The organism is Vibrio tasmaniensis, from assembly GCF_024347635.1.
GTDB lineage: Bacteria > Pseudomonadota > Gammaproteobacteria > Enterobacterales > Vibrionaceae > Vibrio > Vibrio tasmaniensis.
The window spans coordinates 3,085,747-3,100,407 of sequence record NZ_AP025510.1 but is presented as its reverse complement, the minus strand read 5'-3'; the positions used below and the strand labels follow the sequence as shown (position 1 = coordinate 3,100,407).

Below are 14,661 nucleotides of genomic sequence, written 5' to 3'. Positions count from 1 at the left end.
CAGAGGTAAGATGTTCTATCTTTCAGACCTTTTGTTTCACGTTATTGGATTAGGCTGATTCAGCCGCCCCAGTCAGTATTTGACTGGGGCGTTTTTTCTTGTGCCAAAGAAAAATATGTCCAACCTACTATTACCCCCGTAAATCTCCCATTTTTAGTGCCTTTTGTTACACTTATCCAAACTCCGCGATAAACACCTGATTACCTTAGATCTGGAATTCGATCAGCATTTGGTAATTTAAATTCGCCTCTAAGTTGATTGTTTTATTCTTGAAAATAACTTTTATTTTACAAGTAACTCATAATGCATTGATCACTTACGTCTTACTTATCAGTATATTGAGTGGGTGAATGCTCAATGTAATCCATGATTTCTTGTTGTTTCTCGGTGCTGTATTTCAGAGCTTCGGCGGTGATCTGGATAGATTGCGCCATAGAAGAGATATTGTTGGTCGCTTTCACTAAGGTTTGCTGCATGGGTTTTAGGATAACTAGGTAGATAGCAGTCAAAGCGATAACAATGACAGCGATAACGGCTGCTAACGCAATGATGATCTTGGTCTGAATATCATCCAACAGCATTTGACTGGTCTTTTTAAAGGCGAGTCGAGATTGGTCTAAGGCTTGTGGGAGTTGATTGAGTGATGTCTTGGTAGAGCTCGCAAGCTGATTGATGCTTTCAACGGTTTGATTTAGGGCTTGTTGTTGGTCGTCGCTGAGGTTGGGGTTGTTGACGATCGCCTGCAAAGATTGCGATATCACCTCAAGAGACTCACTCGCTTCTTGGGCGTACTTTTCCATGCCTTCTAGGTCTAAGGTCATATCGACATTGATTAATGGGGCTTGTTCTTGTTCTGCTTCAGAGGCGAACCCTGTCAATGAGACCAGCATGAGTGCAATTATGGCCAACGGTGTTTTCCACATGAGTATTCCTTTCTCATTGTTCTGTTTATTTAGATGTGTCTTTTAGTATGGTTCACTTCTAGTGGCTTTAGTGGGTAAATCCGATCTTTAACACTAAAAACTTAGGCTTAACTCACTAATTTTTGGGCAAAAAAATACCCCATCTATAAAAGGCAGGGTATTAATAAGGCTAAACCACGTGTTGTGAGTGCTTTAACCTCTAATTATAGATAAAGCTCTATATAGAAGAACTACTCTGAGTCGTTTTGCTCTTCGTCTGCTAGCTCATCAATGATCTGATCAGCAAACACAGGTGCAAACCACTCGTCCATCTTGGCACGCAGTTGATCAACACCGATGCCCTTCATTGAAGAGAAGACATCAACGGCAACATCACCACCGAAAGATTTCGCATCATTACGAATTTTTAGTAGCTGTGCTTTACGCGCGCCACTTTTCAGTTTGTCTGCTTTTGTTAACAAAACTTGTACCGGGATACGGCTATCGATAGCCCAGTAGATCATTTGTTGGTCAAGGTCTTTCATTGGGTGACGGATATCCATCAATACCACTAAACCTTTTAGGCTTTCACGTCGTTGTAGGTATTCGCCTAGCGACTTCTGCCATTTTTTCTTCATCTCAAGCGGTACTTGAGCAAAGCCATATCCAGGTAAATCGACGATATGACAGCCGTCGGTAACCTTAAATAGGTTAATTAGCTGAGTTCGACCGGGTGTTTTACTGGTTTTCGCCAAGCTTTTTTGGTTTGTAACGCGGTTTAGTGCGCTAGATTTACCAGCATTGGAGCGTCCTGCAAACGCAATTTCGATCCCTTCGTCTTCTGGTAAGTGACGAATATCAGGTGCACTGGTAATGAAATGCGTGTTTTGATAATGAATTTTTACGCTCACTGTTAACTCCATCTCGACTTTGTGTAGTCGATTGATTACTTTTTTGTGAATTTGTGTAAAATAACCGTGCTCGGCATAAGGTCGCCTATTGTACCATGAGTGGCAACATAGAGTGGTACTGGAAGCTTGATAATTATAATGGAATGTCATGAAGAAATTAGCGCTAATTTTGAGTCTTTTAGCCAGCTGCTCAGTATGGGCTCAAGGTAGTATTGAAGCTGGTAAAGCCAAATCACAAACATGTGTTGCCTGCCACGGTGCTGACGGCAACAGTCTGATCACTCAGTACCCTAAGCTGGCTGGTCAACACGAGAAATACCTAGAGAAGCAGTTAAAAGAGCTTAAGCTAGGTATGACGAGTGGTGGTAAGCAAGGTCGTTACGAGCCTGTAATGGGTGCAATGGCGATGCCTTTATCTGAAGAAGATATGGCTGACCTAGCGGCATACTACGCATCTCTCCCTATCTCTAGTAACTCTACTCCTGAAAATGTAGTAGATGAAGGTAAGGTTCTTTACACAGCGGGTAACGCAGAACGCGGCGTAACGGCTTGTATTGCTTGTCACGGCCCTCGTGGTAATGGTACCGAACTTTCTGGTTTCCCTAAGATTTCAGGTCAGCACGCAGATTACATCAAGGCTCAACTTGAGAAATTCCGCGATGGTAACCGTAATAACGACATGAATGCGATGATGCGTGATGTAGCTAAAAAGTTAACAGACGCAGATATTGATACCTTATCGAAGTACGTTGGTGGTTTACACTAATATGTCGGTTTCTTGCTCTTAGCCAGGGCAATGAAATGTACGTTCGAGCGAGATTGAAGAGACGCCCCGATCAGTAATGGTTGGGGCGTTTTCTTTTGTATTGATTTCATTTATGCGTTTTGTGTTAATGTCAAATTTATCAATGTGTGTTCGAATTGTGTACAAAAGTGTGAGCTCGCACTCTTGTAGTCTTTTTGTAAAAAGGTAAAGTAGCCGCCAACAGCTAGGAGCTGACTTAGATACGGATGGTCATCTAGTCTAACGGTATAGACAGAAACGGATCAGGCTAGGACAGCCCAGTAACAAGGTGTTAGAAAAGGATAGCCAAAACTCATCAGGACGATGAACAACAAACAAATTTGGCATGGAAAGCACCAATAACAAATGGAGATTTGTGTACCAAGTTGAGTATGCAAATTTTGGCCGATATAGGCAGATTTAGAGAGCGATAGGTTTTCCTATCGCTTTTTTTATTGATTTGATGAAAAAACACCCAATACCTCTCCACTATAAACTCAGTTTCTGGTATGTTTCGCATCCCTGTTTAAGGATGTGCTATGTATACTTGTCCCTTATGCCATCACCAAGGCGTGAATCACTATTTTGAAGACAAACGCAGAGCCTATCTGCAATGTCAGCAATGTGAACTGGTATTTGTTAAACCTGAACAAAGGTTAGAAGCAAAAGAAGAGAAAGCACACTATGATCTCCATGAGAACGATCCTAGTGATGCAGGTTATCGCCGTTTTCTATCTCGCATCGCGGATCCACTAACAGACAAAATTTCATCTAACTCACACGGGTTGGATTTTGGTTGTGGCCCAGGCCCTACGCTATCTATTATGTTAGAAGAAGCCGGACACACCATGGAGTTGTACGATATCTATTACCACCCAGAAGCTTCTGTGTTGGAAAAAACGTATGACTTTATGACTGCCACGGAGGTGATAGAGCATCTTTATCACCCAGACAAAGTGTGGCAGCAATGGTTGAATTTAGTTAAACCCAAGGGCTGGATTGGTCTTATGACTAAGCTAGTAATAGACGTAGACGCGTTTGCTGGTTGGCACTACAAGAATGACCCGACACATGTCGTCTTCTTTAGTCGTCAAACATTCCAGTTTTTGGCAGAGCGGGATAAGCTCGAACTAGAATTTTTTGGAAATGATGTAATTTTACTGAGGAAAGTGCAGTAATGGGTCGTAGTAAGAAATCAAGAAAGCCGGGAGCACTTGGCGCTCCGGAACCTATGGTTACTCGTAACCGTAGTGAATCTGATGTTGAAGGTCGTGAACGTAAGCGTGTTAAAAAGCGTAAAGGCCTTAAGTCTGGCAGCCGTCACTCAGATGGTAGCGAAGCAAAACAGCGTAAAGCTGCACTAGCTCGCGACCCTCGTTTAGGCAGCAAGAAAAAAATCCCGCTGATTGTTGAACCAGCGAAGAAGCCGACGAAACAAGAGCGCAAGCTATCTAACGAGCAAGAGTTAGAGATGCTTGAGAATGATGCTCAACTGAACACACTGCTAGATCGTATCGAAAATGGTGAAAACCTAGGTGCAGGTCTACAGAAGTTTGTTGATGAGAAACTTGATCGTATAGAACACCTAATGGGCCGCTTAGGTCTACTAGAGCCAGAAGACGATGAAGAAGAGATCTTCGAAGAAGCACCGGTTGCCTCTAAGAAGAAAGCGAGCTCTGACGAAGACTTGCTATCTCAATTCGAAGATTTCGATTTAGACAGCTTTAAAGGTTAATAGCCAATGAACGTAACCTTATTAGCAATTGCTGGTGGAATTATCATTCTCGGCTTGGGCTCTTACGCAGGTTACCTTCTACTTCAAGTGAAGAAGCAGACGGAGTTGCAAAAGCAGCATCAAACACTTGCCATTGAAAAACGTAACGCGACGATTTACGAAAACGTAAATACTTTGTGCTTAGCGGGTATTCAAGGCCAGTGTGATTTACCTGAGATCAGTATCCGAGTGTGTATCATTATGGATAATGTTCAGGGTGATGAGCGTGTCGATTTTGATTCTGAGTATCCTGCTCTTTCTGAGCTGTACCATATCGTAAAAGATATGGCTCGCGGAGATGCAAGGCAGGAACTGACCAAGAAAGAGCGCATGCAGCAGAATCTCACACGCCATAAGGCGGAGACTCGCTTGAATGATGCGGTCATCGAAGATTTGAAAAGGTTGCAGGAGAAGGTTAAACCGCTCAACAACCAAATCAATATTCAGATGATCTAGTCACTAAGACTATTTAATATAGAGGCTTGTCTAACATTCCGTGTTTAAGACGCTCTGCTTTTAATCTCTATGCCTTTAAGACGCTTTGTCTTAAAGGCATATTGTTTTTAAGTCGCCTTGTCTTTAATAGACGATGTTAAATGAGCCTTCTTACCTTTTGCGTCTCGTTAATCCCGACGCTTTGTTAGTGATCAAGCTAGCAGTTCTGAGTTTTTGTCTGAAAAATTGATTTTGTCTTGGAACGACCTTACTGGTCGTGTGGCAAAATAACCCGTCTATATTTTAATGTATGTAAAATGATTTGAGAGACCTTAGGTTCTCGCGGATCTAAATTGGAAGTACCGCTATGTCGAGCAAGCCAGTAACAACGAATCAGCAAATCGTTTGGGATCAAGAAATCTTAAACAAGTACAACTATTCGGGACCTCGTTACACCTCATACCCAACTGCGTTGGAGTTTCATGAAGCGTTTACTGTCGCTGATTACGACATGGCGTGTACTCAATATCCTGATCGTCCACTCTCTCTTTACGTGCATATCCCATTTTGTCACAAGCTTTGTTACTACTGTGGTTGTAATAAAGTCATTACTCGTCACTCGCATAAAGCGGATGAGTACTTGGATGTGATTGAACATGAAATCCGCCAGCGCGCCTCTTTATTGAATGGCCGTAAAGTGACTCAACTGCACTTCGGTGGTGGTACACCAACGTTCTTGACCAAAACACAAATCACTCGTTTGATGGGTATTTTGCGTGAAGAGTTTAACTTCACCGCTGACGCCGAAATCAGTATTGAAGTTGACCCGCGTGAAATTGAGCTAGACGTACTTGACCACCTTCGTAATGAAGGCTTCAACCGCCTGAGCATTGGTGTGCAAGACTTCAATAAAGAAGTACAGAAATTGGTTAACCGTGAGCAAGATGAAGAGTTCATCATTGCCATGGTTCAACGTGCGACAGAGTTAGGCTTCCGTTCAACTAACCTGGATTTGATCTACGGCCTACCAAAGCAGACTCAAGCTTTGTTCGCTGAAACATTGAAGCAAGTGTTAGAAATGAAACCGGGTCGTTTATCTGTATTTAACTACGCACACATGCCGCAACTGTTTGCTGCGCAGCGTAAGATTAAAGATGAAGATCTACCTGAAGCTAAAGAGAAGATGGCTATCTTACAAGATACTATCGAGACGCTAACCGGTGCGGGTTACCAGTTTATCGGTATGGATCACTTCGCATTACCTGAAGATGAGCTAGCAGTAGCACAACGTGAAGGTATTCTGCATCGTAACTTCCAAGGTTACACCACTCAAGGTGAAGCTGACCTAATTGGTTTCGGTGTTTCTGCGATTTCTATGGTTGGGGATGCTTACGCACAAAACCAGAAAGAGCTGAAGAAGTACTACGCTCAGGTGAATGATCTGCGTCATGCACTTTGGAAAGGTGTGGCACTAGACAGTGACGACTTACTACGTCGTGAAGTGATTAAGCAGCTTATCTGTAACTTTAAGCTTGATAAAACCATGATCGAATCTGAGTTCTCGGTTAACTTTAATCGCTACTTCAAAGAAGATTTAGAGCTTCTACAAACCTTTATCAACGATGAGTTGGTTGAAGTCGATGATAAAGAAATCCGCGTGACTTTGCGTGGCCGTTTGCTGATCCGTAACATCTGTATGTGTTTTGATAAATACCTACGAGCCAAGGCTCGCCAACAGCAATTCTCTCGCGTCATTTAATAGCTCGATAGAGAATAGAAAAATAAAAATGCCAGCATTATGCTGGCATTTTTGTATCTGACTCATTCGATTTCTGCTTGATTTAGGCAAGGCTCTCTTTGGTGCTCTGTTTGGCCTCTGCGCTTTGTTCGACTTTGTTATTCGCTTTAAACTTGGTGTTTTTCTTGGTGCCGAGGTCGGTAGGCCATTGGTCAAACGGAACTGGACGACTGTATAAGAAACCTTGAGCTAATGGGCACTGTAGCTGCTTGAGCAGTTCAGCTTGCTGTTGTGTTTCAACGCCTTCTGCCACCAAACTCACTTTGAAACCCTTGGTAATGTTGACGATGGCCGCGACGATGGAGCTGTCTAGGTTCTCTTTTTCCAATTTACTGACGAAGCTGCGATCGATCTTTAAGCAATCAAATGGCAGTTTGTGTAAGTAAGCCAGTGACGAATAGCCGGTACCAAAGTCATCAATTGCAATCGAGATGCCTAGTGCTTTTAGCGTCAGCATATTATCGATGATGGTTTGGTCATTGTCGACGATGCGTGATTCAGTGATCTCTAGTGTCAGGTTTTGGGCTGGTAACTTGGTGTCACGCAGCGTGGTTTTAACCAATTCAATGAATCCGCTTTCACTCAGTTGGTCGACAGATAAGTTAACGTGAATAGAGAAGTCTTTATCCCATTTTCCTGATTCAATCGCAATTGCAGTATCTCGACACGACTTGTGCAAGATCTGCTTACCAATGTCGTAGATCAATCCTGTTTCTTCTGCTAAAGGAATGAACTCCAAAGGTGAGATTATACCCTCGTCCGTTACCCAACGAGCCAAAGCCTCGGCACCTATGGTAGCTCCAGATTCCAGGTCGATTATAGGCTGATAGAAGGGCTCGAACTGCTGAAGCTCAATTGCCTTGTTAAGACGTGCCAGCATCTTGGTACGATATCTCGATGCTTTGCCCATTTCTGGGTTGTAAATACTGACGCTGGTTTTGTCTTGCTTTGCGTTGCTCAAGGCTATGCTGCTGTTGCGTAGCAGCAGTGTAATGTCGTTGACGTTCGAGACATTCACAACACCCATTGATACTTTGATGACCACGCTTTCTGATTCCATGGCAAATGGGGAGGTAAAGATTCGAAGTAAGCGACTCGTCAGTAGTTGAACGTCATCTATTTGATTGATGTTAGGAGCGTAAATCGCAAATTCATCCCCGCCAGTTCGAGCTAACAGGAAGTTCGATGGTAGCGTACCTCTTAAACGAGCGGCCGCAATGATAAGCAGTTGGTCACCATTGTAATGGCCGAGGCTATCATTAATATCTCGAAAGCGGTCAATACCAATTAAATAAAGTGTACCTTTTTCGTTTTCAGGGTTTTTCTTGGCTGTATCAATAAAGCCTTCGCGACTATACAGTTTGGTTAATGAGTCATAGGTAAGTTGAGCCTGTAGCGCCTGAAAAGAAGCCTTTAAGTTGTTGGTCATTTCATTAAATGACTCAGTTAACATGCTAATTTCATAGATATTGCCCGTTTTGGGCATGCTCGTATCCCAGTCACCTTTGGCGAGGCGCTTTGCTGCTCCTGCAGTTGAAGTGATGGGTTGAGTTACGCGATTAAAGGCAATTAATCCAGCGATAATACCAATGCAACTGAGCATTAGACCGAGTAACCAGCTGTTTCTTTGGTTTTCTGGTAACTCACCAAGCAGACTGCTTTCCGGGATCGACATACCAATAACCCAAGTGATGCCGTATTCATCTTCATAGGGCGTGATCTGGCTGAAGTAGCGTTCGTTATCTAAATGAAAGCTAAAGCGCTGTACACCCAAGTTATCGATGAGATGAAACTTGTCTACGTAATGGGCACTTTCACGTATTACAGAATTAGTGCTCTCTGTCGCTAATAAGCGCTGACCTTTATCTGTTTTTCCCGTTCCCCAAGATACCACGCTGCCTCCGCCCGAATGAGCGATTAAGCGCTGTTGCTTATCAATAATATAGACAGAGGCATCCGTTTTATCTTTGAGATCCTTGAGAAAAGCATTAAAGGTGTTGATTTTGATATCACTGGCGAGGACACCTTTGAGCTCGTTATCACTATAGATAGGAGCGAGAGCCGATAAAGTGATCTCTTGTCGTTCATCTGCATTGGCATAAATTGATGACCATACAGCCTTGTTCTGTGTCACTACTGGAGTGTACCAAGGGCGAATTCTAGGGTCATAACCTGAAATTATGGTTCGAATGTCTCCGCTAATCGTATTACCACGATAAATGACAAGTTTGCCTTGAGTTCGATCATCCCGGGCCATTAAAGTTAAGCCATGATTCGTTTCTTTGCGAAAGCCGACATAGTTACCATCTTTGGAACCAAAGCCGATCACATCAAGCTGAGGGATAGCTTGAAAATGCGCAGAAAACTTATAAAGAATATAGTCTTGAACCTGACTAAGATTTCCCTCTTTATAAAGGTTGTGATAACCGATGTTATGACTTAGTGAAAGGTTAGCGTGAAACGGCTTGTCTAAAAAATCGGCAAGGCTTTGATGAACGTTATCAGTGAGTGATGCTAGTTGGCGTGCACTAATATCACTCACCATCTCCTTGTAGCTTTGCTTTTGAGTGAAAATCATTACGCCCATAGTGAAGAGAAATATCATCACGAATGGCAGAACCACTGCGGTTCTCAAGGTAATTTGTGTTTTCAAAGACATCTTTAGCTACAGTTTGGATAGATAGTGTACTGTAATTGTACCGATACTATTCAAAGCAAGCGACACTTTTTTAGCATTAAAAAATATGTATCTAGAGGCATATAAGGATCAGTACAACTCTTTGAGTTTACGAGTAAGGGTATTTCTTCCCCATCCTAAAACTTTCGCTGCATCTTGTTTATGGCCATTAGTATGGTTGAGTGCGGCCTCTAATAATATACGTTCAAACTCGGGTAGAGCATAAGTCAGCAGCTCTTTTTCGCCGGAATCAAGCGCACTCTTGGCCCAATTAGCCAGCAGTTGTTGCCAATTACCATCAGTACCTTCGCTGATCACAACCTTCTCTTCCAATAACTCAGGAGGCAGATCCGAAGGAAGTATTTCACTACCACTCGCCATTACTGTTAACCAACGACAAATGTTCTCAAGCTGACGAACGTTACCCGGCCAATTGAGTTGATTGAGCTTCAAAATAGTCTCTGGATGCAGTGTCTTCACTTCAACACCGAGCTCTTCAGCGGCTGATGCTAGGAAGTGGTGAGTCAGCTTTTCGATGTCCTGTTTACGTTCGCGTAGTGCCGGAATATGGATTCGGATAACATTGAGTCGATGAAAAAGGTCTTCACGGAAACCACCGTCATGCACCAAACGTTCAAGATCTTGGTGGGTTGCGGCAACGATACGAACATCGACCTTAACCGCAGAATGTCCACCTACGCGATAAAACTGGCCATCAGACAGCACGCGCAGTAGTCGAGTCTGAATATCGAGTGGCATGTCGCCAATCTCATCAAGAAACAGAGTACCGCCGTTGGCTTGCTCGAAGCGTCCTTGGCGAACGCTGTTGGCTCCAGTAAACGCGCCTTTTTCGTGGCCAAACAGTTCTGACTCGATGAGATCTTTGGGAATCGCCGCCATGTTCAGGGCGATAAAGGGCTTTTTCGCTCTTGGGCTGTGACGATGTAAGGCGTGTGCGACTAGTTCTTTACCTGTACCTGATTCACCATTGATCAGTACGGAAATGGATGACCGAGACAAACGACCAATGGCGCGGAAGACTTCCTGCATCGCAGGCGCTTCGCCAATGATTTCTGGCGCGTTGGTGTCTTCTACTGCTTCACTCGCCTGTTCGCGTTTTTGCTCTTGGCTGTGGGCGATTGCTCGCTCTACTAAAGTCAGTGTCTCATCGATATCAAACGGCTTAGGCAGATACTCAAAAGCGCCTTTTTGATAAGCATTCACCGCTGCATCAAGGTCTGAGTGCGCGGTCATAATGATCACTGGCAGGTCGGGAGAGCGTTGATGAACCTGATGCAAAAGCTCAATACCGTCAATGCCGGGCATGCGAATATCAGATACCAGTACATCTGGCGTCTCGCGCTCAAGAGCAAGTAATACGCTCTCTGCATCAGCAAATGTTTCACACTTTATATCCGCAGATGAAAGTGTTTTCTCTACTACCCAGCGGATAGAGCTGTCGTCATCGACGACCCAAACGTATCCCTTACTCATAATTCAATTCCTTTGCAGCCAAATCTATTGTGATAATCATTGTTGTTTTTATTGTTCGGTATTCAGTGTTGCCAATGAAACGTTGTTTCCAGTGGGAGACACAGCTTTGCTTATATCGGCAAATAAATCGTGAATGTGGTGTTGCCCGGCCAGCTTTCAACATCAATTTTGCCATTGTGCTGATCGATCAGGTTTTGAGATATCGATAGCCCTAAGCCAGTGCCTCCTTCTCGTCCGCTGACCATTGGGTAAAACAGGGTGTCTTTCAATTCATCGGGGATACCCGGGCCGTTGTCGCAGATCTCAATGCGAGCGGCGAGTTTGTGTCGCTGACCATGAATGTTTGCTTGATGCACCGTTCTGGTGCGAATGGTGATTTTTCCTGATTCTTGAGTCTTCAGAATCTGAGCTGCGTTGCTCACTATATTGAGCATGGCTTGTTCTACCTGTGCTGAATCCATCAAGATGTCCGGTAAGCTCGGGTCGTAGTCTCGTTCGATGACGAGTGTTGAACCTGATTCAAGCTCGACGAGTTGCCTTACTTTTTCAAGTATTTGGTGAAGGTTCTCTTCCGATTTGGTCCCCGGTTTCTGTGGGCCAAGCAGGCGATCGACCAGAGCTCTCAGGCGGTCGGCTTGTTCAATAATGATCTGCGTATATTCATTAAGGGACTGATCAGGGAGCATTTTACCAAGTAGCTGCGCGGCTCCTCTTAATCCGCCCAATGGATTCTTAATCTCATGGGCTAATCCGCGCACCAATAGTTTAGCCGCTTGTTGTTGTGCGTGTTGGTTGAGCTCTTGGCTGAGGCGTCTTTGTTGGTCTATCTTGCGCATCTCAACCAATAACAGCGTTTCTCGCTGCCAAGAGATTGGGCTCACCGTGACTTCAAGCATTAGTGGGCGGTTATCAACCACAAAGGTAACGTCACTGTCGGTAATGCTCTGGCCACTTTGTAGCGGTTGAGTTAACAGCGCTAAATCCAGTGAGGCGTGCTGGATAAGTTGGCTCAGAGGATGATCAACGATACGTCGTGCACTTTGCGAAAAGAGTTGTTCAGCCGCCGGGTTGGCGTATCGGACATACAGTTGCTCATCGAGCATCAATGTTGAGGTCACCATATTGTCGAGAATGGCGCTGGAAAGATGATGTGTATCTATGCTGTCGCTTTTGGCTGATCGATTCACTATTTCGTCCTTGAACTGGTGTTTTTCTCACTGCACCAAATTGGTGCGAAGCTAAGTTCAAGTATGGCGCATATCAACCAGAAGCTAAAGATAATTCATTAGAGTCGCTGAAAGCTGCTTCGATCAGGTGAAAAGTAGAGGTAATTTGGCCTCTTTTAACACATTGGCTTACTTGAGCGTCGCTCGATGTAAATACACGGTGACAGGACTAGTAGATGCAATAAGCTTGCCGCTTCTATGTGCTTGAATTGCAATGGTGTGAGTGCCTCGATCGATACCTTTCAATTCCCAATTAGGTTGGGTTTGTGGAGCGCCATAACGACGACCATCGAGCATCAATTGCAACTGCTCTCCAATACCAAGCTTGCGGTTGAGTTCTATTTTTATTGGGATTAAGCCACGGTTGCTGCGGATGGTTTGATCATGAACTGGAGTCAGCATGCTGAGGGCTAACTGAGCGGGTACCTCTCGTTTCGTGTTATCTGTTTTTTCCTGAGCTTGAGTTGGTGTTGTCGTTTTAGTTGGAGATGAATCTGTTGAGTCAACAGGCGTTGAGGTTTCAAATTCAGGGGCAGGCGCGGAAGCTTGTACGTCAGGCAAGCGAAGAGCTTTAGCATCGGCAGCGGTAGGAGTATCACTAAAGTGGAGCACACCATTTTCATCTTCCCAGGTGTACACCGTTTGAGCCGAGCACGATAGTGTGACTATTAAACCGAAAAATAACAGTATGTTTTTCATATCGTTAGCCTATTTTTTATCGCAAGGTTGCTTCACGTGTGCCGCTAGTTTTGTTGTGCTTGATATCGAGTATGTTACGAGGGTTCAGGGGGAGGGAGAATAGAAAAAAGGCCCGCCTGCGAGGCGAGCCTAATATTTTTTAGTGCTTCTTACATGTTGCAGTAGCTTTTACTGTAGTAAGAATTACATGCTAACCGACTGAGGATTAAACTGAGTAGTACAGTTCAAACTCAAGTGGGTGTGTTGCCATGTTCACGCGTTGTACGTCGTCAGATTTCAGTGTGATGTAAGAATCGATGAAATCGTCAGAGAATACGCCACCAGCAGTTAGGAACTCACGGTCTTCGTTAAGTGCTGCTAGAGCACCTTGTAGAGATTCAGCAACTGTTGGGATTTCAGCCGCTTCTTCTGCAGGAAGGTCGTATAGATCTTTATCCATAGCTTCGCCTGGGTGGATCTTGTTCTTGATACCGTCAAGGCCAGCCATCAGCATTGCTGAGTAGCATAGGTATGGGTTAGCTGCTGGGTCACCAAAACGTAGCTCGATACGACGTGCTTTCGGGCTTGGTACTACTGGGATACGGATAGAAGCAGAACGGTTACGTGCTGAGTAAGCAAGCATCACAGGTGCTTCAAAACCAGGTACAAGACGCTTGTACGAGTTCGTTGATGGGTTAGCAAATGCGTTGATTGCACGAGCGTGCTTGATTACACCACCGATGTAGTAAAGCGCCATTTCAGATAGGCCGCCGTACTTATCACCAGCAAACAAGTTTTGGCCATCTTTGTTCAATGACATGTGAACGTGCATACCAGAACCGTTGTCACCAACGAGTGGCTTAGGCATGAATGTCGCTGTTTTGCCAAATGCGTGAGCAACGTTGTGCACAACGTACTTGTAGATTTGAGTCTCATCCGCTTTTGTTGTTAGCGTGTTGAAGCGAGTTGCGATTTCGTTTTGACCCGCAGTTGCAACTTCGTGGTGGTGAGCTTCAACAACTAGGCCCATCTCTTCCATTACTAGACACATTGCTGAACGGATGTCTTGAGATGAATCTACAGGAGCTACTGGGAAGTAACCGCCTTTAACGCCAGGACGGTGGCCTTTGTTACCGCCTTCGATGTCAGAACCTGTGTTCCAAGCTGCTTCTACGTCATCGATCTTGAAGAAAGAACCAGACATGTCGTTTGAGAACTTAACGTCGTCAAATAGGAAGAATTCTGGCTCTGGACCCACTAGAACTGTGTCTGCGATACCCGTAGAACGTAGGTATTCTTCAGAACGTTTAGCAATAGAGCGTGGGTCACGGTCGTAGCCTTGCATTGTTGCAGGCTCAAGGATGTCACAACGGATGTTTAGTGTTGCATCTTCTGTGAATGGGTCCAGTACAGCAGAAGCTGCGTCTGGCATCATTACCATGTCAGATTCATTAATGCCTTTCCAACCAGCTACTGAAGAGCCGTCAAACATTTTGCCTTCTTCGAAGAAGTCTGCGTCAACTTGGTGAGAAGGGATAGAGATGTGCTGCTCTTTACCTTTTGTATCAGTAAAACGTAAGTCGATAAATTTAACTTCGTTCTCTTGGATCAGGGATAGTACATTTTCTACTGACATCTTGGATAACCTCCAGTGTTATTAATTCGGTATTAGCTCGATTCGGTTGAAACCAGCATTGATTAATGTCTATACGTGCATTAATCGATGCTGATTTATCTATAGCCAAAAACGTGCCAAAAAAATTATTCCATTAATTTCAATGATTTACTCATTTGTTTGTTTTGCTTACTTTGCTTTTTGCACCAAAATGATCTGTTGTTGCACTGCATTGGTGCAATGATTTATCTGTGCACCAATATGAGACATAAGCGAACACCATTCAGCAATGAATTGCCTAAGTTGTCAATCCACTTTTGTTATTTTGCCGGAGATTTGATTGCCCACTTCGCGGGTGATGCTTTTC

General features: G+C 44.2%; 13 protein-coding genes. 6 read left to right on the top strand and 7 right to left on the bottom strand.

Features of this window, described 5'->3' with window-relative positions:
- Positions 1–10 precede the first annotated feature (10 nt).
- Positions 11–58 (top strand): hypothetical protein, encoded by a 48-nt coding sequence (locus OCV44_RS22330; RefSeq protein ID WP_438356636.1) that lies wholly within the window; start codon positions 11–13, stop codon positions 56–58.
- Between the two features lie 265 nt (positions 59–323).
- On the opposite strand, the gene OCV44_RS13825 is transcribed toward OCV44_RS22330, so the two are convergent.
- Positions 324–923, bottom strand: coding sequence for a GTP-binding protein (locus OCV44_RS13825; RefSeq protein ID WP_139684791.1), 600 nt, complete (start codon positions 921–923; stop codon positions 324–326).
- Between the two features lie 230 nt (positions 924–1,153).
- Positions 1,154–1,813 carry a ribosome biogenesis GTP-binding protein YihA/YsxC gene (gene yihA, locus OCV44_RS13820; RefSeq protein WP_009848045.1) on the bottom strand — a complete coding sequence of 220 codons (660 nt, stop codon included), beginning with the start codon at positions 1,811–1,813 and terminating at the stop codon, positions 1,154–1,156.
- Between the two features lie 148 nt (positions 1,814–1,961).
- Between yihA and OCV44_RS13815 the strand changes: the two genes are divergently transcribed.
- The 5 genes from OCV44_RS13815 to hemN all read left to right on the top strand — a co-directional run bounded on the left by OCV44_RS13815 (position 1,962) and on the right by hemN (position 6,565).
- The gene (locus OCV44_RS13815) at positions 1,962–2,579 is read left to right on the top strand and encodes a c-type cytochrome (protein ID WP_009848044.1); all 618 of its coding nucleotides are present in this window, start codon (positions 1,962–1,964) and stop codon (positions 2,577–2,579) included.
- 557 nt (positions 2,580–3,136) lie between these two features.
- Positions 3,137–3,775: a class I SAM-dependent methyltransferase gene (locus OCV44_RS13810; RefSeq protein ID WP_004735576.1), complete on the top strand. Its 639-nt coding sequence runs from the start codon at positions 3,137–3,139 to the stop codon at positions 3,773–3,775.
- Positions 3,775–4,332: a Der GTPase-activating protein YihI gene (yihI, locus tag OCV44_RS13805; protein ID WP_102394314.1), complete on the top strand. Its 558-nt coding sequence runs from the start codon at positions 3,775–3,777 to the stop codon at positions 4,330–4,332. Before OCV44_RS13810 ends, yihI begins: the two co-directional genes overlap by 1 nt.
- A gap of 6 nt (positions 4,333–4,338) precedes the next feature.
- The gene (locus OCV44_RS13800) at positions 4,339–4,827 is read left to right on the top strand and encodes a DUF2489 domain-containing protein (RefSeq protein WP_139684790.1); all 489 of its coding nucleotides are present in this window, start codon (positions 4,339–4,341) and stop codon (positions 4,825–4,827) included.
- Between the two features lie 346 nt (positions 4,828–5,173).
- Positions 5,174–6,565, top strand: a complete 1,392-nt coding sequence (gene hemN / locus OCV44_RS13795; protein WP_009848042.1) for an oxygen-independent coproporphyrinogen III oxidase — start codon at positions 5,174–5,176, stop codon at positions 6,563–6,565.
- Between the two features lie 82 nt (positions 6,566–6,647).
- Here the strand turns inward: hemN and OCV44_RS13790 are convergent, their stop codons facing one another.
- The 5 genes from OCV44_RS13790 to glnA all read right to left on the bottom strand — a co-directional run bounded on the left by OCV44_RS13790 (position 6,648) and on the right by glnA (position 14,315).
- On the bottom strand, positions 6,648–9,263 hold the full coding sequence (locus tag OCV44_RS13790; protein ID WP_139684789.1) for a phosphodiesterase GepA: 2,616 nt from the start codon (positions 9,261–9,263) through the stop codon (positions 6,648–6,650).
- Between the two features lie 108 nt (positions 9,264–9,371).
- Positions 9,372–10,775 carry a nitrogen regulation protein NR(I) gene (gene glnG, locus OCV44_RS13785; RefSeq protein WP_009848040.1) on the bottom strand — a complete coding sequence of 468 codons (1,404 nt, stop codon included), beginning with the start codon at positions 10,773–10,775 and terminating at the stop codon, positions 9,372–9,374.
- A gap of 110 nt (positions 10,776–10,885) precedes the next feature.
- On the bottom strand, positions 10,886–11,962 hold the full coding sequence (gene glnL / locus OCV44_RS13780) for a nitrogen regulation protein NR(II) (protein ID WP_167855784.1): 1,077 nt from the start codon (positions 11,960–11,962) through the stop codon (positions 10,886–10,888).
- Positions 11,963–12,130: 168 nt separating this feature from the next.
- Positions 12,131–12,700 (bottom strand): DUF4124 domain-containing protein, encoded by a 570-nt coding sequence (locus tag OCV44_RS13775; RefSeq protein ID WP_139684788.1) that lies wholly within the window; start codon positions 12,698–12,700, stop codon positions 12,131–12,133.
- A gap of 205 nt (positions 12,701–12,905) precedes the next feature.
- A complete protein-coding gene (glnA, locus tag OCV44_RS13770; protein WP_009848037.1) occupies positions 12,906–14,315 on the bottom strand; it encodes a glutamate--ammonia ligase in 1,410 nt (469 codons plus the stop codon).
- Between the last annotated feature and the right edge of the window lie 346 nt (positions 14,316–14,661).